Raw genomic sequence first — 20,005 nt, 5'->3', positions numbered from 1 at the left:
TCCTGGCACGTCCCCGGCGGGATCAGTACGCGCCGTGGCGCGCGCGAGAGCGACGCGCGGAGTGCGCGGGCGCGTGCGCGGAGGCGTGGGCATGCGCCCCGCGCCCCGCGCACCACACCACGGCCGAGCTCCGGCTCGACCGGGCCGTCTCCACCAGCGACCGCACGGGCCGCTCCGCCGCCCGCATCACGACGAGGGCGACCAGGGCGCCGGCGATCAGGCCGACGGTCACGTCGTGCGGGTAGTGGACCCCGACGAAGACCCGGGAGAAGGCCATGAGCAGTGCCATCGGCACGGTCAGCCAGACGATCCCGCGCCAGGACAGGGCGAGGGCGATCGCGGCGGCGCCCGCGATGGCCGAGTGGTTGCTGGGGAAGGACCAGTCGCCGTGCGGCGGGCAGGCGACGAGCGAGACGGGGGCGCCGGCGACCGCGCGGCACGGGCGCTCCTCGTCGATCAGCGACTTCAGGGCCTCGCTCACCACGTAACCGAAGCCGGTGGCGACCGGGGCGAGCAGCGCGAGCGCCATCGCCCGGCTCGACCCCTCCCGGGAGCGCCACCAGCCGACGAGGAACAGCACGGCGAAGAGCAGCAGCCCGAGCTCCGTCCACACCTCGGCGAGCCACTGGAACCAGTGGGGCGTGGAGTGGGCGAAGTCGGCGACGTCGAGATACAGACGGTCGGAGAGGTCGAGAAGGGTGTTCATGGTGCACGACGCTAACCGGAATCCGGAGTCCGCCGCCCCAGGCCAACGGCCAGAACGACCCCTGACGAAAGTGGGGGGCCTCGATTCGCGCTGGTTCCCGACGGTTTCCGCCGGCGTTCCGGCAGGGCCCCTCCGGGGTTCCGGCAGGGCCCCTCCGGGGTTCCGGGAGGAGTTCCCCGGGCCGACGGATGTGATCATCGGCAAAACTTGGGCTCTGGGGCGGCGGGTGGGGCGGGAGTTGGGCCGGATCTCTCGTAAGGTTCGGGTCGTGGGATCTTTGCGCAATCCGGTCGGGCCGCTTCCCTCCACCATCTACTGGCGACGGAGGGCGGTGGCGGCGTGCCTGGTGGCGCTGCTCGCGCTCCTCGCGGTGTGGGCCATCACCTCCGGTGACGGCGGCGGGAAGAAGCCCAACGACGCCGCCAACGGCTCGTCGCCGACCCCGCCGTCGATCACCCCCGGGCCCTCCGGCACCGGACCGGCGATCAGCCAACAGCCCGGCGGACGCGACGAGTCGGGGGACTCCGGCGACACCGCGGGCGACAACGGCGCTTCGGGGGAATCCGGTTCGGCCGCCGGCGCGGACGCGGGCACCGACGCCGGCGCGGACTCCGGCGTCGTGGACGCGGGGGGCACCACGGGCACCGGCAAGAACGGCGACACCGACGGAGCCGGCGGCGACGGAGGCGCGGGCACCGGCGCGGCCCAGCAGGTCCCGGCCGACTCCCCGCTCCCCAACTGCCCCGCCTCGGCAATGGACTTGACCTTCCGCTCCACCAAGGTCACCTACGAGGCAGGGGAGAAGCCCCGCTTCCAGCTCGTCGTGAAGAACACCTCGAACACCACCTGCAAGGCCGACTTCGGGCCCCGCAACGCCGTCCTGACGATCAGCGACGACCGGGACGACGAGGTCTGGTCCACCGCGGACTGCCCGCGCCCCGGCGCCCCGCTGCTGCTGCGCGTCCCCGCGCACGCCACCATCACCCACACCGTGGAATGGGACCGCCGTCGCAGCGCCCCGCAGTGCGCCGCCACCCCGGCGGGCCAGGCCGGCCCCGGCACGTACCTGGTGGAGGCGGAGATGCCGGGCACGAAGGTGCTCGCGGCGTCGTTCCGGCTCGCGAAGGACTGAACCGGGCGGTACGGACCGGGCGGGGCGGACGGATCCGAGGGACGCGTACGCACCGGCACGGGCGGTACGGGCCGGACCGGGCGGTACGTCCTAGACGTACCGCTCCAGGATCGAGGACTCCGCGAGCCGCGACAGGCCCTCGCGGACGCTGCGGGCACGCGCCTCGCCGACGCCGTCGACGGTCTGGAGGTCGTCCACGCTCGCCGCGAGCAGCTTCTGCAGCCCGCCGAAGTGCTCCACCAGACGCTCGATGATCGCGCCGGGCAGCCGCGGCACCTTCGCCAGGAGCCGGTAGCCGCGCGGCGAGACCGCCGAGTCGAGGGTCTCGGGCGAGCCGCTGTAGCCGAGGGCACGCGCCACGACCGGAAGCTCCAGGAGCTCGGTGTGGGTGAGCGCGTCCAGCTCGGTGAGCGCCTCGGCGACCGTCCGCGAGCGCTTCGCCGTCGGCTCCGGCACGTAGTCCCTGATCACCAGCTCGCGCTCCGGCTCCACGCCCGCGATCAGCTCGTCGAGCTGGAGCGAGAGGAGCCGACCGTCGGTACCGAGCTCCACCACGTACTCGGCGATCTCGGTGGCGATCCGGCGGACCATCTCCAGGCGCTGCGCGACCGCGGTGACGTCCCGGACCGTGACCAGGTCCTCGATCTCCAGGGCCGAGAGCGTCCCGGCCACCTCGTCGAGCCGCAGCTTGTACCGCTCCAGGGTCGCGAGCGCCTGGTTGGCGCGGGACAGGATCGCGGCCGACTCCTCCAGGACCCGGCGCTCACCGTCCACGTACAGCGCGATCAGCCGCATCGACTGCGAGACGGAGACGACCGGGAACTTGCACTGCTTGGAGACCCGGTCCGCGGTGCGGTGGCGGGTGCCGGTCTCCTCGGTGGGGATGGAGGCGTCCGGGACCAGCTGCACGCCCGCGCGGTGGATCTTGGTGATGTCCTTGTCGAGGACGAGCGCGCCGTCGAGCTTGCACAGCTCGCGCAGGCGCGTCGCGGTGAACTCGACGTCCAGCTCGAAACCGCCGGTGCACATCGAGTCGACCGTCTTGTCCAGGCCCAGGACGATGAGACCGCCCGTGTTCCCCCGGAGGATCCGCTCCAGGCCGTCGCGCAGCGCGGTGCCCGGCGCGACCGCGCTCAGGGCGGCGCGCATCAGCGCTTCGTTGCCGGAGCCCGCGCCGGACTTTCCAGGAGCTGCTGCCCCGTCCTTGGCTGCCACTGCACTCCTCCGGCTCGTACGGATGGGCGAGACCAGGGCAAAGTCTAGCGACACCACCCCGGCGGAGGGTTCGCCGCAGCGGTGCGGGCCCGCGTTCCGCGGGGCGGGACGGGTGGGCGCACCCCCGCGGAGACGGCTTCCGTGCCCGCCCGGCGCCCCCGAGGACCCCCGGTCAGCGGCCGGCCTCCTCCTCCGCGCCCTTCGCCCTGCGGCTGCGCGGCAGCACCCGCAGCGCGTCCCCCACGTCCGCCACCTCCGTCACCTTCATGCCGGCCGGCACCTTCCCCGGGTCCCCCGGCACCAGCGCGTGCGTGAAGCCCAGGCGGTGCGCCTCGGCGAGCCGCCGCTGCACGCCCGTCACCCGCCGCACCTCGCCCGCGAGCCCGACCTCGCCGATCGCCACCAGGTTCTTCGGGAGCGGGGTGTCGCTCGCCGCGGAGGCCAGCGCGAGCGCGATCGCCAGGTCGGCCGCGGGCTCGGTGAGCTTCACGCCGCCGACGGTCGCGCTGTAGATGTCCCGCTTGCCCAGCGCGCTGATCCGGCCGCGCTGCTCCAGGACCGCCAGCATCATCGAGACCCGGGAGGTCTCCAGGCCCGAGGTCGTCCGCCGCGGCGACGGGATCTGCGAGTCGACCGTCAGCGCCTGCACCTCGGCGACCAGCGGCCGCTTGCCCTCCAGGGTGACCGTCAGACAGGTCCCGGGCACGGCCACGTCACGCCGGGTAAGGAAGAGCCCGGAGGGGTCGGCGAGCCCTGTGATGCCCTCGTCGTGCAGCTCGAAGCAGCCGACCTCGTCGGTCGCCCCGTACCGGTTCTTCACGCCCCGGACCAGCCGCAGGCGCGCGTGCCGGTCGCCCTCGAAGCTGAGGACGACGTCGACCAGGTGCTCCAGGAGCCGGGGTCCCGCGATGGCCCCTTCCTTGGTGACGTGGCCGACGAGGAGCGTCGACATCCCGCGCTCCTTGGAGGCCCGGATGAGGGCACCCGCCACCTCGCGGACCTGGGCCATGCCGCCGGGCGCGCCGTCGATCTCGGGGGAGGCGACGGTCTGCACCGAGTCCAGGATCAGCAGGGAGGGCTTCACCGCGTCGAGGTGCCCGAGGACGGCCGACAGATCGGTCTCGGCCGCCAGGTACAGATGGTCGCTGAGCGCGTTGATCCGGTCGGCGCGCAGCCGGACCTGGCTCGCGGACTCCTCGCCCGTGACGTACAGCGTGCGGTGCTCGTCGCTCGCCGCCTTGGCCGCCACGTCGAGCAGCAGCGTGGACTTGCCGACGCCCGGCTCGCCCGCGAGCAGCACGACGGCGCCGGGCACCAGACCCCCGCCGAGGACCCGGTCCAGCTCGTCGACGCCGGTCGAGCGGGCGGTCGCCTGCCGGCCGTCGACCTGTCCGATGGGGAGGGCGGCGGTGGAGACGCGGCCGGCGGCGGTGGTCCGGACGGCGGGCGCGCCGTACTCCTCGACCGTCCCCCAGGCCTGGCACTCGGGGCAGCGGCCGAGCCACTTGGCCGTCTGCCAGCCGCACTCGGTGCAGCGGTAGGACGGCCGTTCCTTGGCGGTTTTCGTACGGGCAGCCATGAGCCACACCGTATCCGCCGCCACTGACAACGGGCCCCGGCCGTCCACAGGGGCGGCCCCACGGCCCCGGAACACCGGCTTCCTGTCCCCTTTCGAGCGATAGCTTCACCCGTAAGAATGAGAATGGAGCAACCGGTACGAAGAGTGCCCGCCGCCCTGCCTACGGTCGCCCAGTGACGAGCAGCAGGCTGGATCCCCCCGCACGCACCACCGGCGCACACCGGGCGCACCGCGCCACGGCCCAGGGACCGCGCACGCTCGGCCGTCGTCCCCCCGCCCGTTACGAAGCGGCCCTCGACGGCCTCTTCACGTACTGCCTCTCCGTGCTCTGCGACCACGACACGGCCACCGCCGTCCTCGGCGACGTCCTCGCCGTCGCCGAGCGCCACCACGGCCGCTGCCCCTCCGACGAGGACGGCCGCACGGCCTGGCTGTACGCCCTCGCCCGCTGGGCCTGCCTGCGCAGCCTCGGCGAGCAGCGCGGCAAGCGCCAGGGCGCCCACACCGGCCGCCCGGCCGTCGCCGCCCCCGAGCCGCCCCGGGTCTCCGAGGAGACCGCCGAGCGGCGCCGCGCCGAACTCGCCCTGCTCGCCTGGCCGGAGGCCGCGGGCACCACGCCCGAGCAGCGCGAGGCCCTGGAGCTCGCCGTGCGGCACGGCCTCAGCCACCGCCAGGTCGCCGCCGTGCTCTCCCTCGACCCGCTCGCCGCCCGCGAACTCCTCGCCACCGCCGGCTGCGAGGTCGAACGCACCCGCGCCGCCCTCGCCGTCGTCGAGACCGGCAGCTGTCCCACCGTCGCGCGGCTCACCGGCGACCACCGGGTGCTCCTCTCGGCCGCCCTGCGCGCCGAGCTCGTCCGGCACGTCGACGACTGCCCCCGCTGCCGCCGCGCCGCCGAGCGCGTGGGCGCCGCCGGCCCCTGGCCCGGCGCCACGGCCCTCCCGGCGGACCGGCTGCCGCTCGTCGAGGCGCCCCGGGCCGCCGCGTACATGGCGATGCTGCACGTCCCACGCGCGCGTGCGGGCGCCCCGCGCTTCGCGCCCACCGGCTTCCCCATGGACCCGAAGGACCACGTCGCCCGCCGCGACCGGATGCGGGCCCGCGCGGTGACCACCACGGTCGTCGCCGCCGTGGTCGCCGCCCCCGTCCTCGCCCTGTGGACCTCCTACCGCGGCACCCCGGACACGGACGCCGCCGGCCACGACGGGGCCAGGATCAGCGCGCGCGAGGCCGACGGGCCGGTGGGCCCGGACGGGGGCCGCTACGAGAACGCGGGGAACGCCCGCGCCACCCCGGAGCCCCGCTTCACCCAGGGCAGCCGCGCCCCCGACGTCTCCGTCGAGGTCGTCAGCCCCGGCACCCCCACCGAACCGGGCCGGCCCGGCGAACCCGCCGCCGGCTGGATCACGGTCACCGCCACCGGCCACGGCGACGTCACCCTGCTCACCCTCACCGCCGCAGGCGGCTCACCCGTCGACTGGTCGCTGTGGACGGACGCCCCCTGGCTGTACGTGAGCCGGGCCTCCGGCACGCTCCGTCCCGGCGAGAAGATCACGATCGTCGTCCGCGTCGACCACGGCCGCGCACCCGCCGGCGCCTGGAGCGCGCGCGTGGGGGCGAACCCCTCGGGAGCGGTGATCAGGATCGACGGCCACGGGCCGGCCAGACCGCCGACGGGCCGGGTCGTCACGCCCCCGCCGGTCACGACGACGGAGCCGACCACGCCGCCCACGTCCCCGCCGACGTCCCCGCCCACGACGGAGCCGACCACCCCGCCCACGACGGAGCCGACGACGCCGCCCACGACCGAGCCCACGACACCGCCGCCGACCACGGAACCCACGACGGAGCCGACCACCCCGCCCCCGACGGGCGGAGAAACCCCGCCCTCGGACCCGGGCACGCCCCCGTCGTCGCCGGAGGAACCGCCCCCGTCCTCCTCCTAGGAGGGGTCCGCCGGGTGCGGGGCCACCAGCGGCAGCTGCGAGGCGAGCCGGGCCTCGCACAGCCCGGCCAGGACCTCGTACGCCTCCTCGCCCATCATCTCGACCAGCTCGGGCCGGTACGAGACGTAGACCGGCTCGGCGCCGACGTGCGCCGACGACGCCGTCGTGCAGTACCAGTGCAGGTCATGGCCGCCCGGCCCCCAGCCGCGCCGGTCGTACTCGCCGATCGACACCTGGAGCACCCGGCTGTCGTCGGGGCGGTCGATCCAGTCGTACGTCCGCCGCACCGGCAGCTGCCAGCACACGTCCGGCTTCGTCTCCAGCGGCTCCCGGCCCTCCTTCATCGCCAGGATGTGCAGCGAGCAGCCCGCGCCGCCCGCGAAACCGGGCCGGTTCTGGAAGATGCAGGACCCCTCCCAGCGGCGGGTCTGCCGGTCGCCGTCCTCGTCGAGCTGCACCCAGCCCGACTCCGTGCCGACGTCGTGGAACTGCCACAGCTCCGGCGTCAGCCGGGCCACGTGCTCCGCGACCCGCTTCTCGTCGTCCTCGTCGGAGAAGTGCGCGCCCAGGGTGCAGCAGCCGTCGTCGGCGCGCCCCTCCTGGATGCCCTGGCAGCCGTTGCCGAAGATGCACGTCCAGCGCGACGTCAGCCAGGTCAGGTCACAGCGGAAGACCTGCTCCTCGTCGGTCGGATCGGGGAACTCGACCCACGCGCGCGCGAAGTCGAGGCCCTTCTCGTCGGGCTCCTCCGCCTTGCCCGGCTTCTGCTTCCCGACCTTGACCGCCTTCACGGCCTTCGCCGCGTGCGCGCTCCTGGCGTCCTTCACGCGCGAGCCGTCGCTCTCTTTGTCCGGCTTCGCCTTCTTCGTCTTTGGCACAACACCAAGCGTATGACGACGAGCGCAGTAGCGTTCCGCCCATGAGACTCGGAGTCCTCGACGTCGGTTCGAACACAGTGCATCTGCTGGTGGTGGACGCCCACCCCGGCGCCCGGCCGCTGCCCGCCCACTCGCACAAGGCGGAGCTGCGGCTCGCCGAGCTGCTCGACGAGCGGGGCGCGATCGCGCCCGACGGCGTCGAGCGGCTCATCGCGACCGTGCGGGACGCGCTGCTGGCCGCCGAGGACAAGGGCTGCGAGGAGGTGCTGCCCTTCGCGACCTCCGCGGTCCGCGAGGCCAGCAACGCCGACGCGGTCCTCGCGCGCGTGAAGGACGAGACCGGCGTCGACCTCCAGGTCCTCACCGGCGAGGAGGAGGCCCGGCTCACCTTCCTCGCCGCCCGCCGCTGGTTCGGCTGGTCCGCGGGCAAGCTGCTCCTCCTCGACATCGGCGGCGGCTCCCTCGAAGTCGCGTACGGCATCGACGAGGACCCGGACACGGCGGTCTCCCTGCCCCTCGGCGCCGGCCGCCTCACGGCGGGCTGGCTGCCCGGCGACCCGGCCGACACCGCCGACGTGAAGGCGCTGCGCCGTCACGTGCGCGCGCAGATCGCCCGTACGGTCGGAGAGTTCAGCCGCTTCGGCCGCCCCGATCACGTCGTCGCCACCTCCAAGACCTTCAAGCAGCTCGCCAGGATCGCGGGCGCGCCCGGCTCGGGGGAGGGCCTCTACGTCCAGCGGATCCTGACCCGCAAGTCCCTGGAGGAGTGGGTCCCGCGCCTGGCCGCCATGACCGTTCCCGAGCGCGCGGCCCTCCCCGGCGTCTCGGAGGGCCGCGCCGGACAGCTCCTCGCGGGCGCGCTCGTCGCGGAGGGCGCGATGGACCTCCTCGGCGTCGAGGAGCTGGAGATCTGCCCCTGGGCCCTGCGCGAGGGCGTCATCCTGCGCCGCCTGGACCACCTGCCGGGGCACTGACGGGCCGCACGGGGCGCGGGCCGGACCCCGGCGACCGGCCTTCCCGCGCCCCCGGGCCCCTGGGCTCCGCGACCGGCCGCCCGCGCCCGCGCCCCGCCTCCCCGCGCCCCGCCTCCCCGCGCCCCCGGAGCACGCCCCGGCGCGTGTCCGGCGCGTGGCCGAAACCGTTCCCGCCCCGCCCCGGGCGTGACCGGAACCACGCTCCGGCCCCCCGGCCCGCCCCGTACCCTGTCCCCGTGGCAGAACCAGTGGTGCGCGTCCCGGATGCGAAGGTCGCCCTGTCGACGGCCTCGGTCTATCCGGAGTCGACGGCGACGGCCTTCGAGATCGCCGCGCGCCTCGGGTACGACGGCGTCGAGGTCATGGTGTGGACCGACCCCGTCAGCCAGGACGTCGAGGCACTGCGCCGGCTCTCCGACTACCACCAGGTCCCGATCCTGGCCGTGCACGCCCCCTGCCTCCTCATCACCCAGCGCGTCTGGTCCACCGACCCGTGGGTCAAGCTCCAGCGCGCCCAGGCGGCGGCCGAGCGGCTCGGCGCCTCGACGGTCGTCGTGCACCCGCCGTTCCGCTGGCAGCGCCAGTACGCCAAGGACTTCGTGACCGGCATCTGGCGGATGGCGGACGAGACGGACGTGCGCTTCGCCGTCGAGAACATGTACCCGTGGCGGTACAAGGACCGCGAGATGCTCGCGTACGCCCCCGAGTGGGACGTCACCAAGGACGACTACCGGCACTTCACCGTCGACCTCTCGCACACCGCGACCGCCCGCACCGACGCCCTCGCGATGATCGACCGCATGGGCGACCGGCTCGGTCACGTCCACCTCGCCGACGGCAAGGGGTCCGCCAAGGACGAGCACCTCGTCCCGGGGCGCGGCACCCAGCCCTGCGCCGAACTCCTGGAGCGGCTCGCGCTCTCCGGCTTCGACGGGCACGTCGTCATCGAGGTCAACACCCGCCGCGCGATGTCGGCCGCCGAACGCGAGGCCGACCTCGCGGAGGCCCTGGCCTTCACCCGCCTCCACCTGGCCTCCGCCGCCGCCCGCCCGGCCGAGCGGGCCCCCCGCCCATGACCGACCCGGCCCCGCGCCGGCGCGGCCGCCCGTCCCGTACCGAGGAGGAGAGCGGCCCGGGCGCGCGCGAGCGCATCCTCGAAGCGGCCCGCGCCCAGTTCGCCGAGCGCGGCTACGACAAGGCCTCGGTGCGCGGGATCGCCAAGGCCGCGGGCGTGGACCCGGCGCTGGTGCACCACTACTTCGGCACGAAGGACGAGGTCTTCGCCGCCGCCGTCGAGGTCTCCTTCGAGCCCGCGGCCGTCGTCCCGGCGATCCTCGGCGGCCCGCGCGAGGCCATCGGCGAGCGGCTCGCGCGCTTCTTCATCGGCGTCTGGGAGAACCCGGCCTCCCGTGCCCCGCTCCTCGCGATCGTCCGCTCCGCGCTCACCCACGAGGCGGCGGCCAAGGTGCTGCGGACCTTCGTGCTGCGCCGGCTCCTGGAGCGGATCGCGGCCGAGCTGGACGTGCCGGACCCGGCCTTCCGCGCGGAGCTGGCCGCCTCCCACATGATCGGGATCGTGATCATGCGGTACGTGATCCAGGTCGAGCCGCTGGCCTCGGCGGACCCGGAGCGGATCGTCGAGCAGGTGGCCCCGACCCTCCAGCGCTACCTGACGGAAGCCTGAGCCGGGGCCCGGCGGAAGCCGGTGCGAGGCCTGAGGGGACCGGCCCGGAGGCGTCCGAGGTCTGAACATCCGTTCCGCATTCTGGATACCCTGTCCAGATCTTGGAGCGTCGGCGTACGCTCGAAAGCAAGCACACCCATCACGAGGAGCGAGCGACGATGCCCGAGCTGAGGTCCCGCACTGTCACCCACGGCCGCAACATGGCGGGCGCACGCGCCCTTATGCGCGCCTCCGGTGTACCCGGCGCGGACATCGGCCGGAAGCCGATCATCGCCGTGGCCAACTCCTTCACGGAGTTCGTCCCCGGCCACACCCACCTCCAGCCGGTCGGCCGGATCGTCTCCGAGGCCATCACCGCCGCCGGCGGCATCGCCCGCGAGTTCAACACGATCGCCGTCGACGACGGCATCGCCATGGGCCACGGCGGCATGCTCTACAGCCTGCCCTCCCGCGACCTGATCGCGGACAGCGTGGAGTACATGGTCGAGGCGCACTGCGCCGACGCCCTCATCTGCATCTCCAACTGCGACAAGATCACCCCCGGCATGCTGATGGCCGCCCTGCGCCTCAACATCCCGACGGTCTTCGTCTCCGGCGGTCCGATGGAGTCCGGCCGCGCCACCCTGGTCGACGGCTCGGTCCGCACGCTCGACCTGGTCGACGCGATCTCCGACGCGGTGAATCCGAACATCTCGGACGAGGACATCTCCCGCATCGAGGAGAACGCCTGTCCGACCTGCGGTTCCTGTTCCGGCATGTTCACCGCCAACTCGATGAACTGCCTGACCGAGGCCATCGGCCTCTCCCTGCCGGGCAACGGCTCCGTCCTCGCCACCCACACCGCCCGCCGGGCGCTGTACGAGAACGCGGCCCGCACGGTCGTCGACATCACCCGTCGCTACTACGACGAGGACGACGCCTCCGTCCTGCCCCGCTCGATCGCGACCCGCGCCGCCTTCGAGAACGCCATGGCCCTCGACATCGCCATGGGCGGCTCGACCAACACGATCCTGCACCTGCTCGCCGCCGCCCAGGAGGCCGAGCTGGACTACGGCCTGCCGGACATGGACGAGGTCTCCCGCCGCGTCCCCTGCCTCGCCAAGGTCGCCCCGAACGTCGCCAAGGACCGCACGTACTACATGGAGGACGTGCACCGGGCCGGCGGCATCCCGGCCATCCTCGGCGAGCTGTACCGCGCGGGCCTGCTCAACGAGGACGTCCGCTCCGTCCACTCCCGCTCCATCAAGGAGTGGCTGGACGCCTGGGACGTGCGCGGCGGCGCGGCCTCGGACGAGGCCGTCGAGCTGTTCCACGCGGCCCCCGGCTGCGTCCGCTCCGCGACCGCCTTCTCCCAGTCCGAGCGCTGGGAGAGCCTCGACACCGACGCGGCCGGCGGCTGCATCCGCGACGCCGCCCACGCGTACTCGAAGGACGGCGGCCTCGCCGTCCTGCACGGCAACCTCGCCGTCGACGGCTGCGTCGTGAAGACCGCCGGCGTCGACGAGTCCATCTGGACCTTCGAGGGCCCGGCCGTCGTCTGCGAGTCGCAGGAGGAGGCCGTCGAGAAGATCCTGAACAAGCAGGTCAAGGACGGCGACGTGGTCGTCATCCGCTACGAGGGCCCCAAGGGCGGCCCCGGCATGCAGGAGATGCTCTACCCGACCTCCTTCCTCAAGGGCCGGGGCCTGGGCAAGACCTGCGCCCTCGTCACCGACGGCCGCTTCTCGGGCGGCACCTCGGGCCTCTCCATCGGCCACGCCTCCCCGGAGGCGGCCTCGGGCGGCACGATCGCGCTCGTCGAGGACGGCGACCGCATCCGCATCGACATCCCGAACCGCTCGATCGAGCTGCTCGTCGACGACACCGCCCTCGCGGCCCGCCGCGAGGCCCTCGGCGGCGTGTACGCGCCGAAGAACCGGCAGCGCAAGGTGTCGGCGGCGCTGCGGGCGTACGCGGCGATGGCGACGAGCGCCGACAAGGGCGCGGTCCGGGACGTGACGAAGCTGGGCTGATCCCGGCGGTACGTACGGCGGAGGGGAGCGGACCCGCGCGGGTCCGCTCCCCTCCGCCGTACGTGCGTCTCAGCCGCTCACCAGGCTGCCGGGTCGCGGGCGTCCACCGCGAACACGGAGCCGTCCGGCGCCGTCCCGAACACCCGGTCCCCGGCGACCAGCGGCGCGGGCACCAGGGGCGCGTAGTCGAGGCGCCCGTTCCGCATCCGCGGCCGGGTCTGGCCGATCACCGCACCGCGCGTGGTGTCCACGGCGAACAGCCGGCCGTCCTGGACGGAGAAGTAGAGCCGGTCGCCGGGGCCGAGGACCGGTGTGGAGACGTTCCCGGCGGCCGTCTCCAGGTCCCAGAGCACCCGTCCCTTCGGGGCGGCGGTGTCGAAGGCGGTGAGGTGCCCGTCGGCGTCGAGCAGATGGACGACGGCGCCGCGCACGGCGATGCCCCGGAGGTCGATCCGGTAGGGCAGGGACAGCGTGCGGACGGCACCGGCCTTCCCGTCACCGCCCGGTCCCAGCAGGACGAGGGAGTCGACCAGCGAGGTGTCGTAGAAGGACGCGAGGACGAGCGTGCCGTCGCCGGTGCGGCCCAGCGGGTCGAGGTTGCCGTCCAGGTTCCGCTGCCAGACCACCTCGCCGGTGGCGGGGCGGATCGCGCCGACCCTGGTGTGCTTCCCGTCCGGCGCGACCTCGGACACGCTGAGGAGCCCGGAGGGAGCGTCGTACGGTCCCGGGCGCGGCACTTCGAAGCCGGTCAGGCCGTGCCGCCACAGCTCCTTGCCGCCGCGGGCGTCCACCGCCCGGATGCCGCCGACGCCGTCGGCCAGGACCACGGCGGTGCCGGACGGGCGGTAGACCTCGGGGAGCTTCCCGCGGGCGGTCCAGCCGTGGGTGCCGTCCCCGGCCGCGTACGCCTCCAGGGGAGCGGGTGCGGCGACCCCGATCAGGCCGTCCGCGAGGAGCACGGGGGCGTCCGGCGCCTCCTCCCCGATGGGCGCGGGCCGCGACCAGAGGACCCGCCCGGTCACCGGGTCGAGCCGGGCGAGGCCGACGCCACGGGCCGCGCAGTACAGCGCGCCCCCGTCGTGCGCGCAGGCGGGCGCGGCCGTCGGGCCGTGCTCCTGGAGCGGGGTGTGCCAGCCGGTGAACGAGGTCGCCACCTCGGCGGGACTCGTCGGGGTCTCGGGCCCGCGGTCCGCCGGCCGGCTGAGCGCCGCGTACAGACCCGCGGCGGTCAGCGCGAGCGCGGCGGCGACGGCGATCGTCGGGCGCGGCCGGATCCGGACCCGCGGGCCGCGCGGGGGCGGGGCCGGGGCGGGGGCCCGTACGGGCGTGTCCGCGTCCCACGCGGGCGCCGGCCCGGTCTCGCCCTCGGGCAGGGCGGGCCGCCGCCGCTGTGCCGGTATGAAGGCCTCGGCCGCGTACGAGGGGGGAAGCAGCGCCTGCATGATCTGGTCCGGGGTCGGCCGCTCGACGGGCTCCTTGGCGAGGCAGCGGGCGACGAGCGGCGCCAGGTCCGCCGGCACCCCCGTCAGGTCCGGCTCGTCGTGGACGACCTGGTACGCCACGATGTACGGGCTGTCGGAGTCGAACGGGCCGTGCCCCGTCGCCGCGTGCACGAGCACGGAGCCCAGCGCGAACACGTCCGCCGCCGGTCCCACCTCGCGCGGCCGCTGGAACTGCTCGGGCGCCATGAAGGGCGGCGACCCGATCAGCTTCCCCGTCTCCGTGTGCAGATCGCTGTCGACCGGCCGGGAGATCCCGAAGTCGATGACCTTCGGGCCGGTGTCGGTCAGCAGGACGTTGCTGGGCTTGAGGTCGCGGTGGACGACCCCGGCCCGGTGGATGTCGCGCAGCGCCTCCGCGAGCCCGGCGGTGAGCCGGCGCAGCTCGGCCGGGGACAGCGGGCCGTTCCGCTTCACCTGGTCGGCGAGGGTGGGGCCGGGCACGTAGAGGGTCGCCATCCAGGGGCGTTCGGCATCGGGATCGGCGTCGACGACCGGCGCGGTGAAGGCCCCGCTGACCCGGCGCGCGGCCGCGACCTCCTGGCGGAAACGCGCTCTGAACTCGGGGTCCTCCGCGTACCGTGCGTGTACGACCTTGACCGCGAGCCGCAGCCCGGAGGCGGAGCTCGCGAGGTGCACGACGCCCATGCCGCCGGCCCCCAGACAGGCCTGGAGCCGGTAGTCGCCCGCGTACTCGGGCTCCTCCGCATAGCGATCGGCACCGGTGCCGCGCAACGGTGGCATCGCCCACCCCCGTGTGAGTCCCCGTCACATCGCGCGCACGTGCGCGACCCGACGGAGCCTAGTCCATGGTGCCCGCGATGTCGGTGGAGCTTGCTAGCCTGCGCGTCGCGGAGAGTGAAGCTCGGCGGGGCGCTTTTGCGCCACAGGGGGAGGACATCATGACCACGCGCTACGAGGTCGCACCGGGCTACCGGGTCAACGTGCGCTCGGGCCCGAGCACCAAGTACCCGGTCGTCCGGACGCTGCCGCTCGGCGCCACGGTGGCGATCCACTGCCAGAAGTACGGCGAGTGGGTCAGCGGCCCGTACGGCACCACGAACATCTGGGACAACATCGCGCCGGGCGAGTACGTCTCCGACGCGTACGTCCACACGGGCAGCGACGACATGGTCGCACCGCGCTGCCCCTGACCCCTTCTCCGTCGCCCCGGGGATAATCGACCCCGTGAGCGACGAAGAGCAGACCCCCGCCAGGACCGGCCCGCAGCCGGAGGAGATCCGCTTCTTCGGCACGACCTGGGTCGACCACGGCGGCCGTTACGCGCTGCGCCGCGCCGGCCTGGCCGCCGGCGCGCTGGCCGCCGCCGTCGCGGCCTGCTTCGTGCTGCGCTTCGCCTACGAGGGCCTGCAGATCGCGGACGTCGGCGGCGTCGTCAACGTGCTGGTCGTCATCATGTTCGCGGTCTGCAGCGCCATCGCCTTCGGCAAGACCTGGGAGGGCTTCCTCCGCCGCCCGGCCGACCCGGCCCGCGAGGAGTCCCTCCGCAGCCTGAAGGCCATCGGCTTCATCGGCTCCCTCCTCGCCTACGCCGCCCGCTGCTTCGTCGAGGCCCCCGGCGAGGGGCTGCGCCGCGCGGAGTACGAGACGGCCGTCGCCCGGTACGAGAAGCGCCGGGCCACCCGCGCGGGCGACCCGTCCGCCCGCAGGAAGCCGAAGCGCAGGTAGGAGCGCAAGCAAGTGCGGCGTGCGGGCACCGGCCCGCACCCGAACGCCCACCCCGGCCTCGTCCGGGTCCTTGACGCTCGGCACCCCCAGGCGCACTATTCATCACATGATGAATTTCCCGGCGGGCGAGGTCACGGGAACGCCGGCCATCACCGCCAGAGGCCTCACCGCCACAAGAGCCGACCGCCAGGTCCTCCGCGGCCTCGACTTCACCGTCCCCGCCGGCCGCATCACCGGCCTCCTCGGCCCCTCCGGCTGCGGCAAGACCACCCTCATGCGCGCGATCGTCGGCACCCAGGCCAAGGTCGGCGGCACCCTCCAGGTCCTCGGCCGCCCCGCCGGCGACCCCGCCCTCCGCTCCCGCATCGGCTACGTCACCCAGGCCCCGTCCGTCTACGACGACCTCACCGTCCGCCAGAACCTCGACTACTTCGCCGCCGTCCTGCTCCCCGGCCGCGCCCACCGGCACGACCGCCGCACCGCCGTCGACCGGACCCTCCAGGACGTCGACCTCACCGGCCACGCCGACGCCCTCGCCGGCCAGCTCTCCGGCGGCCAGCGCAGCCGGGTCTCCCTCGCCGTCGCCCTCCTCGGCACCCCGGAGCTCCTCGTCCTCGACGAGCCCACGGTCGGCCTGGACCCCGTCCTCCGCCGCGACCTGTGGGACCTCTTCCACCGGATCGCCGCCGACCGGGGCACCACCCTCCTCGTCTCCTCCCACGTCATGGACGAGGCCGAGCGCTGCCACCGGCTCCTCCTCATGCGCGAGGGCGAGATCCTCGCCGAGGACACCCCGGAGGCCCTCCGCCGCCGCAACGACACGACCACCGTCGAGGAGGCCTTCCTGCACCTCGTGGACGCGGCGGACACCCGCGCGGCCCGAGCAGCCGTCACCGCCCGGGGAACAGGCCCCGCCCAGGCAGCCGTCACCCCCCAGGGAGCCGGCCCCGCCCGGGCCGGCCGCACCGCAGACGCCGCCCACGAGGAGCACCGCCCGTGAACGCGAACCGCACCCTCGCCACCGCAGCCCGCGTCCTGCGCCAACTGCGCCACGACCCGCGCTCGATCGCCCTGATGCTCCTCGTCCCCTGCCTGATGCTCTTCCTGCTCCGCTACGTCTTCGACGGCAGCCCCGGCACCTTCGACGGCATCGGCGCCTCGCTCCTCGGCATCTTCCCGCTCATCACGATGTTCCTGGTGACCTCCATCGCCACCCTCAGGGAACGCACCTCCGGCACCCTGGAACGCCTGCTCGCCATGCCGCTGGGCAAGGCCGACCTGATCGTCGGCTACGCCCTCGCCTTCGGACTCGTCGCCGTCGTCCAGTCCGTCCTGGCCACCGGCCTCGCCGTCCGCCTCCTCGGCCTCGACGTCACCGGCTCCCCCTGGCTCCTCCTCCTGGTGGCGCTCCTCGACGCCCTCCTCGGCACCGCGCTCGGCCTCTTCGTCTCCGCCTTCGCCGCGTCCGAGTTCCAGGCCGTCCAGTTCATGCCGGCCGTGATCTTCCCCCAGCTCCTGCTCTGCGGCCTGTTCACCCCGCGCGACCACATGGCCCCCGCCCTGGAGGCGATCTCGAACGTGCTCCCCATGTCGTACGCCGTCGACGGCATGAACGAGGTCCTCCGCCACACCGACATGACCGCCGCCTTCGTCCGCGACTCCCTCGTCGTCGCCGGCTGCGCCGTCCTGGTCCTCGGCCTCGGCGCGGCCACCCTCCGCCGCCGCACCGCCTGACCGCCCCTCGGACACCCCACGCATCCCGGCCCCCACCGGTGAAAGGATGTCGAAAAGGCCCCCTCCGGCGAGGTGAACAGACCCATGACCCAGACCGTCGCAGTCCTCGGCACCGGCAAGATCGGTGAAGCGCTCCTCAGCGGCATGATCCGTGCCGGCTGGCGCCCCGCGAACCTCCTGGTCACCGCCCGCCGCGCCGAACGCGCCGAGGAGCTCCGCACCCGCTACGGCGTCGAGACCGTCACCAACGCCGAGGCCGCCAAGCGCGCCGACACCCTCATCCTGGCCGTCAAGCCGCAGGACATGGGCCGCCTCCTCGACGAGCTCGCCCCGCACGTCACCGCCGACCGCCTGATCATCAGCGCGGCGGCGGGCATCCCCACGTCCTTCATCGAGGACCGCCTCACCGCCGGCACCCCCGTCGTCCGCGTCATGCCGAACACCCCCGTCCTCGTCGACGAGGGCATGTCCGTCATCTCGGCCGGCAGCCACGCCACCCCCGAGCACCTCGCCCACACGGAGGAGATCTTCGGCGGCGTCGGCAAGACCCTGCGCGTCCCCGAGTCCCAGCAGGACGCCGCCACCGCCCTCTCCGGCTCGGGCCCCGCGTACTTCTACTTCCTCGTCGAGGCCATGACCGACGCCGGCATCCTCCTCGGCCTGCCCCGCGCCCAGGCCCACGACCTCATCGTCCAGGCCGCCATCGGCGCCGCCGTGATGCTCCGCGACAGCGGCGAGCACCCGGTCAAGCTCCGCGAGGCCGTCACCTCACCGGCCGGCACCACCATCAGCGCCATCCGCGAGCTGGAGAACCACGGCGTACGGGCCGCCCTGATCGCCGCGCTGGAAGCGGCCCGCGACCGCAGCCGCGAGCTCGCCTCCGGCAACAGCTGACCCCTCACCCGGCGGACGCGCCCTTCAGCACGTCCGCCGTGGTCACGACCCGGGCGAACCGCCCGCCGTGCAGCGACACCGCCGTCGCCCGGGTCAGCTCCTCCGCCGTCTGCGTCCAGCCGAACGGCCCGACCAGGTCGAAGGTGTGCATCGCGTCCAGCGCGAACAGCACGTCGTACCCGAGGTTCCCGCCCATCCGCGCGGTCGTCTCGTTGCACATGTTGGTCTGGATCCCCACCACCACGAACTGCTCGACCCCGGCACCCTTCAGCCAGGCGTCCAGATCCGGCTCCCCGTAGAACGCCGAGTTCACGGACTTCGTCACGAGCAGCTCCGGACCCGAGCCCTTCCCCCGCCGCTCCTCGACGAAGTCCTTGAACCCGTTCCCCTCGGTCCCCGGCTCCAGCGGCGAACCCGCCTGCCGCGAGTCGTGCCGCACGAAGACGACCGGCCGCCCCGTCTCCTGCCAGGCGTCGATCAGGGCCGCGATGTTCCCCTCGGCCTCCGGATTGTCCCGCCGTCCCCAGAACTCCTGCTCGAAGCCCTTCTGCACGTCGACGACCACCAGCGCTGCGTTCTCGTTGATCTCCATGACCACGATCCTCCCGCCGACGGCCCCGCCCTCCCAGAGGGGTGAATGCCAGCGATCGATGCTTTACTGCCAAACGTGTCAGAGACCCCCGAGCCCCGCCCCCAGCGCATCGCCCTCGTCGCCTTCCCCGGCATCCGCGCCTTCGACGTCTCCGTCATCACCGAGGTCTGGGACAGCGACCGCACCCTCCGCGGCGTCCCGCCCTTCGAACTCCGCAGAACCGCCACCGACCCCCACACCCCCGTCCCCCTCCGCGGCGGCCTCACCCTCACCCCCGACCGCCCGCTCACCTGGCTCGACGACCTCACCTCCACCGACCTGGTCGTCGTCCCCGGCATCGAGGACCCCTACGCCGACCTCCCCGCCCCCGTCCTCGACGCCCTCCGCCGCGCCCACACCGCCGGCATCCCGGTCGCCTCGCTCTGCGCCGGCGCCTTCGTCCTCGCCCGCGCCGGCCTCCTCGACGGCCGCCGAGCCGTCACCCACTGGCACCTGGCCGGGACCCTGGCCGCCCTCCACCCCGCCGTCCAGGTCGAACCCGACGCCCTCTTCGTCGAGGACACCGGCATCTGGACCTCGGCCGGCACTGCCGCGGGCATCGACCTCTGCCTCCACCTCGTGCGCACCGCCCACGGAGCCGAAGCCGCCGCCACGGTCGCCCGCTCCATGGTCACCGCCCCCTTCCGTACGGGGACGCAGGCACAGTTCATCGAGCACCCCACCCCCCGCGCCGACCGCGACGCCGACGCCCTCGCCGCCGTACGCGCCCATGCCCTGGCCCACCTCGCCGACCCCCACACCGTCGCGAGCCTGGCCGCCCTCGCCGGCATGTCCCCCCGCTCCTTCGCCCGCCACTTCCAGGCCACGACGGGAACCACCCCCCTCCACTGGCTCATCACCCAGCGGGTCGCGGCGGCCCAGAAGCTCCTGGAGCGGACCGACCACCCCCTCCCCGAGGTGGCCCGCCGCGCGGGCTTCGGCAGCGAGGTCACGATGCGCCAGCACTTCGCCTCCCACCTGGGCACCAGCCCCCGGGACTACCGCACCGCCTTCCGCCACCCGGGCAGAGACACGTCCCAGGACCAGGGTTGACACGGAACCCGGCGGTCCGTAGTGTTCTCCGAGTTGTCCGACGTGAGCACCGACTCCGGTCGGCCCCGGACGACCATTCCGCAAGATCCACTGAAGCTGACGACGCTTTGTCGCGCCGTCGTGCTTTCCGTGCGTTTTTGCGAAATGAGGAATCCGCGTTCGAAGGTTTGAGCGCAGCGGCCCGATTAGCGTCGGGGGCAGGGAATCCGCTAAAGTCTCACTCGTCGGAACGGCCCAACAGCCGGAAAGACAAATCCCGCTGACTGGGAATCAGACGCCGAAAGGATCTGATAGAGTCGGAAACGAAGGAAGCGCCCGGAGGGCCCGGAAACGGGACCGAAGGAAGCGTCCGCACCTTGAGAACTCAACAGCGTGCCAA

18 protein-coding genes are annotated in these 20,005 nt (G+C 73.9%); 12 read left to right on the top strand and 6 right to left on the bottom strand.

Going from position 1 to position 20,005, the window contains the following annotated elements:
• Positions 1–22: 22 nt before the first annotated feature.
• On the bottom strand, positions 23–706 hold the full coding sequence (locus tag ACFYUZ_RS04780; RefSeq protein WP_389306326.1) for a phosphatase PAP2 family protein: 684 nt from the start codon (positions 704–706) through the stop codon (positions 23–25).
• Between the two features lie 268 nt (positions 707–974).
• On the opposite strand from ACFYUZ_RS04780, the gene ACFYUZ_RS04775 reads away from it, so the two are divergent.
• The gene (locus ACFYUZ_RS04775; protein ID WP_389306324.1) at positions 975–1,838 is read left to right on the top strand and encodes a hypothetical protein; all 864 of its coding nucleotides are present in this window, start codon (positions 975–977) and stop codon (positions 1,836–1,838) included.
• A 90-nt stretch (positions 1,839–1,928) separates the two neighbouring features.
• Here the strand turns inward: ACFYUZ_RS04775 and disA are convergent, their stop codons facing one another.
• Positions 1,929–3,053 (bottom strand): DNA integrity scanning diadenylate cyclase DisA, encoded by a 1,125-nt coding sequence (disA, locus tag ACFYUZ_RS04770; protein WP_041129817.1) that lies wholly within the window; start codon positions 3,051–3,053, stop codon positions 1,929–1,931.
• A 172-nt stretch (positions 3,054–3,225) separates the two neighbouring features.
• Positions 3,226–4,632, bottom strand: a complete 1,407-nt coding sequence (gene radA, locus ACFYUZ_RS04765) for a DNA repair protein RadA (protein ID WP_389306322.1) — start codon at positions 4,630–4,632, stop codon at positions 3,226–3,228.
• A 173-nt stretch (positions 4,633–4,805) separates the two neighbouring features.
• Here radA and ACFYUZ_RS04760 point away from each other — a divergent pair, with 173 nt between their 5' ends.
• Positions 4,806–6,578 (top strand): hypothetical protein, encoded by a 1,773-nt coding sequence (locus tag ACFYUZ_RS04760; protein ID WP_389306320.1) that lies wholly within the window; start codon positions 4,806–4,808, stop codon positions 6,576–6,578.
• Here the strand turns inward: ACFYUZ_RS04760 and ACFYUZ_RS04755 are convergent.
• On the bottom strand, positions 6,575–7,456 hold the full coding sequence (locus tag ACFYUZ_RS04755) for a hypothetical protein (RefSeq protein WP_389306318.1): 882 nt from the start codon (positions 7,454–7,456) through the stop codon (positions 6,575–6,577). The two genes, ACFYUZ_RS04760 and ACFYUZ_RS04755, sit on opposite strands and share 4 nt — an antisense overlap.
• A 41-nt stretch (positions 7,457–7,497) precedes the next feature.
• On the opposite strand from ACFYUZ_RS04755, the gene ACFYUZ_RS04750 reads away from it, so the two are divergent.
• The 4 genes from ACFYUZ_RS04750 to ilvD all read left to right on the top strand — a co-directional run bounded on the left by ACFYUZ_RS04750 (position 7,498) and on the right by ilvD (position 12,126).
• Positions 7,498–8,430, top strand: coding sequence for a Ppx/GppA family phosphatase (locus ACFYUZ_RS04750; protein ID WP_389306317.1), 933 nt, complete (start codon positions 7,498–7,500; stop codon positions 8,428–8,430).
• A gap of 236 nt (positions 8,431–8,666) precedes the next feature.
• Complete coding sequence (locus tag ACFYUZ_RS04745; RefSeq protein WP_389306315.1) at positions 8,667–9,506, top strand: sugar phosphate isomerase/epimerase family protein; 840 nt, start codon at positions 8,667–8,669, stop codon at positions 9,504–9,506.
• Entirely contained in the window at positions 9,503–10,114 is a 612-nt protein-coding gene (locus ACFYUZ_RS04740; protein WP_389306314.1) for a TetR family transcriptional regulator, read from the top strand. Before ACFYUZ_RS04745 ends, ACFYUZ_RS04740 begins: the two co-directional genes overlap by 4 nt.
• A 158-nt stretch (positions 10,115–10,272) precedes the next feature.
• On the top strand, positions 10,273–12,126 hold the full coding sequence (gene ilvD / locus ACFYUZ_RS04735) for a dihydroxy-acid dehydratase (RefSeq protein WP_389306312.1): 1,854 nt from the start codon (positions 10,273–10,275) through the stop codon (positions 12,124–12,126).
• Positions 12,127–12,203: 77 nt separating this feature from the next.
• Here the strand turns inward: ilvD and ACFYUZ_RS04730 are convergent, their stop codons facing one another.
• Positions 12,204–14,369, bottom strand: a complete 2,166-nt coding sequence (locus ACFYUZ_RS04730) for a PQQ-binding-like beta-propeller repeat protein (RefSeq protein ID WP_389306310.1) — start codon at positions 14,367–14,369, stop codon at positions 12,204–12,206.
• Between the two features lie 77 nt (positions 14,370–14,446).
• On the opposite strand from ACFYUZ_RS04730, the gene ACFYUZ_RS04725 reads away from it, so the two are divergent.
• The 5 genes from ACFYUZ_RS04725 (at position 14,447) to proC (ending at position 17,942) form a co-directional block, all read left to right on the top strand.
• On the top strand, positions 14,447–14,779 hold the full coding sequence (locus ACFYUZ_RS04725) for an SH3 domain-containing protein (protein WP_389306308.1): 333 nt from the start codon (positions 14,447–14,449) through the stop codon (positions 14,777–14,779).
• A gap of 34 nt (positions 14,780–14,813) precedes the next feature.
• Complete coding sequence (locus ACFYUZ_RS04720; RefSeq protein ID WP_389306306.1) at positions 14,814–15,314, top strand: hypothetical protein; 501 nt, start codon at positions 14,814–14,816, stop codon at positions 15,312–15,314.
• Between the two features lie 106 nt (positions 15,315–15,420).
• Entirely contained in the window at positions 15,421–16,314 is an 894-nt protein-coding gene (locus tag ACFYUZ_RS04715; protein ID WP_389306305.1) for an ABC transporter ATP-binding protein, read from the top strand.
• Positions 16,311–17,048 (top strand): ABC transporter permease, encoded by a 738-nt coding sequence (locus tag ACFYUZ_RS04710; protein ID WP_389306303.1) that lies wholly within the window; start codon positions 16,311–16,313, stop codon positions 17,046–17,048. The genes ACFYUZ_RS04715 and ACFYUZ_RS04710 overlap by 4 nt, the downstream gene beginning before the upstream one ends.
• Before the next feature lie 84 nt (positions 17,049–17,132).
• Positions 17,133–17,942, top strand: coding sequence for a pyrroline-5-carboxylate reductase (gene proC, locus ACFYUZ_RS04705; RefSeq protein WP_389306301.1), 810 nt, complete (start codon positions 17,133–17,135; stop codon positions 17,940–17,942).
• 4 nt (positions 17,943–17,946) lie between these two features.
• Here the strand turns inward: proC and ACFYUZ_RS04700 are convergent, their stop codons facing one another.
• The gene (locus ACFYUZ_RS04700) at positions 17,947–18,534 is read right to left on the bottom strand and encodes a cysteine hydrolase family protein (protein ID WP_389306299.1); all 588 of its coding nucleotides are present in this window, start codon (positions 18,532–18,534) and stop codon (positions 17,947–17,949) included.
• 45 nt (positions 18,535–18,579) lie between these two features.
• Here ACFYUZ_RS04700 and ACFYUZ_RS04695 point away from each other — a divergent pair, with 45 nt between their 5' ends.
• Complete coding sequence (locus ACFYUZ_RS04695) at positions 18,580–19,626, top strand: GlxA family transcriptional regulator (protein WP_389306297.1); 1,047 nt, start codon at positions 18,580–18,582, stop codon at positions 19,624–19,626.
• Positions 19,627–20,005 lie beyond the last annotated feature (379 nt).

Source organism: Streptomyces sp. NPDC004266, assembly GCF_042874095.1.
Classification (GTDB): Bacteria; Actinomycetota; Actinomycetes; order Streptomycetales; family Streptomycetaceae; genus Streptomyces.
Note: the sequence above shows the minus strand (reverse complement) of the source record. Positions and strands in the feature narration are given on the sequence as shown.

Coding starts and splice junctions, on each gene's coding strand:
- ACFYUZ_RS04780 (WP_389306326.1), bottom strand. CDS start 706: ATGAACACCCTTCTCGACCTCTCCGACCGTCTGTATCTCGACGTCGCC.
- radA (WP_389306322.1), bottom strand. CDS start 4,632: ATGGCTGCCCGTACGAAAACCGCCAAGGAACGGCCGTCCTACCGCTGC.
- ACFYUZ_RS04750 (WP_389306317.1), top strand. CDS start 7,498: ATGAGACTCGGAGTCCTCGACGTCGGTTCGAACACAGTGCATCTGCTG.
- ACFYUZ_RS04740 (WP_389306314.1), top strand. CDS start 9,503: ATGACCGACCCGGCCCCGCGCCGGCGCGGCCGCCCGTCCCGTACCGAG.
- ilvD (WP_389306312.1), top strand. CDS start 10,273: ATGCCCGAGCTGAGGTCCCGCACTGTCACCCACGGCCGCAACATGGCG.
- ACFYUZ_RS04730 (WP_389306310.1), bottom strand. CDS start 14,369: ATGCCACCGTTGCGCGGCACCGGTGCCGATCGCTATGCGGAGGAGCCC.
- ACFYUZ_RS04725 (WP_389306308.1), top strand. CDS start 14,447: ATGTCGGTGGAGCTTGCTAGCCTGCGCGTCGCGGAGAGTGAAGCTCGG.
- ACFYUZ_RS04715 (WP_389306305.1), top strand. CDS start 15,421: ATGATGAATTTCCCGGCGGGCGAGGTCACGGGAACGCCGGCCATCACC.
- proC (WP_389306301.1), top strand. CDS start 17,133: ATGACCCAGACCGTCGCAGTCCTCGGCACCGGCAAGATCGGTGAAGCG.
- ACFYUZ_RS04700 (WP_389306299.1), bottom strand. CDS start 18,534: ATGGAGATCAACGAGAACGCAGCGCTGGTGGTCGTCGACGTGCAGAAG.
- ACFYUZ_RS04695 (WP_389306297.1), top strand. CDS start 18,580: ATGCCAGCGATCGATGCTTTACTGCCAAACGTGTCAGAGACCCCCGAG.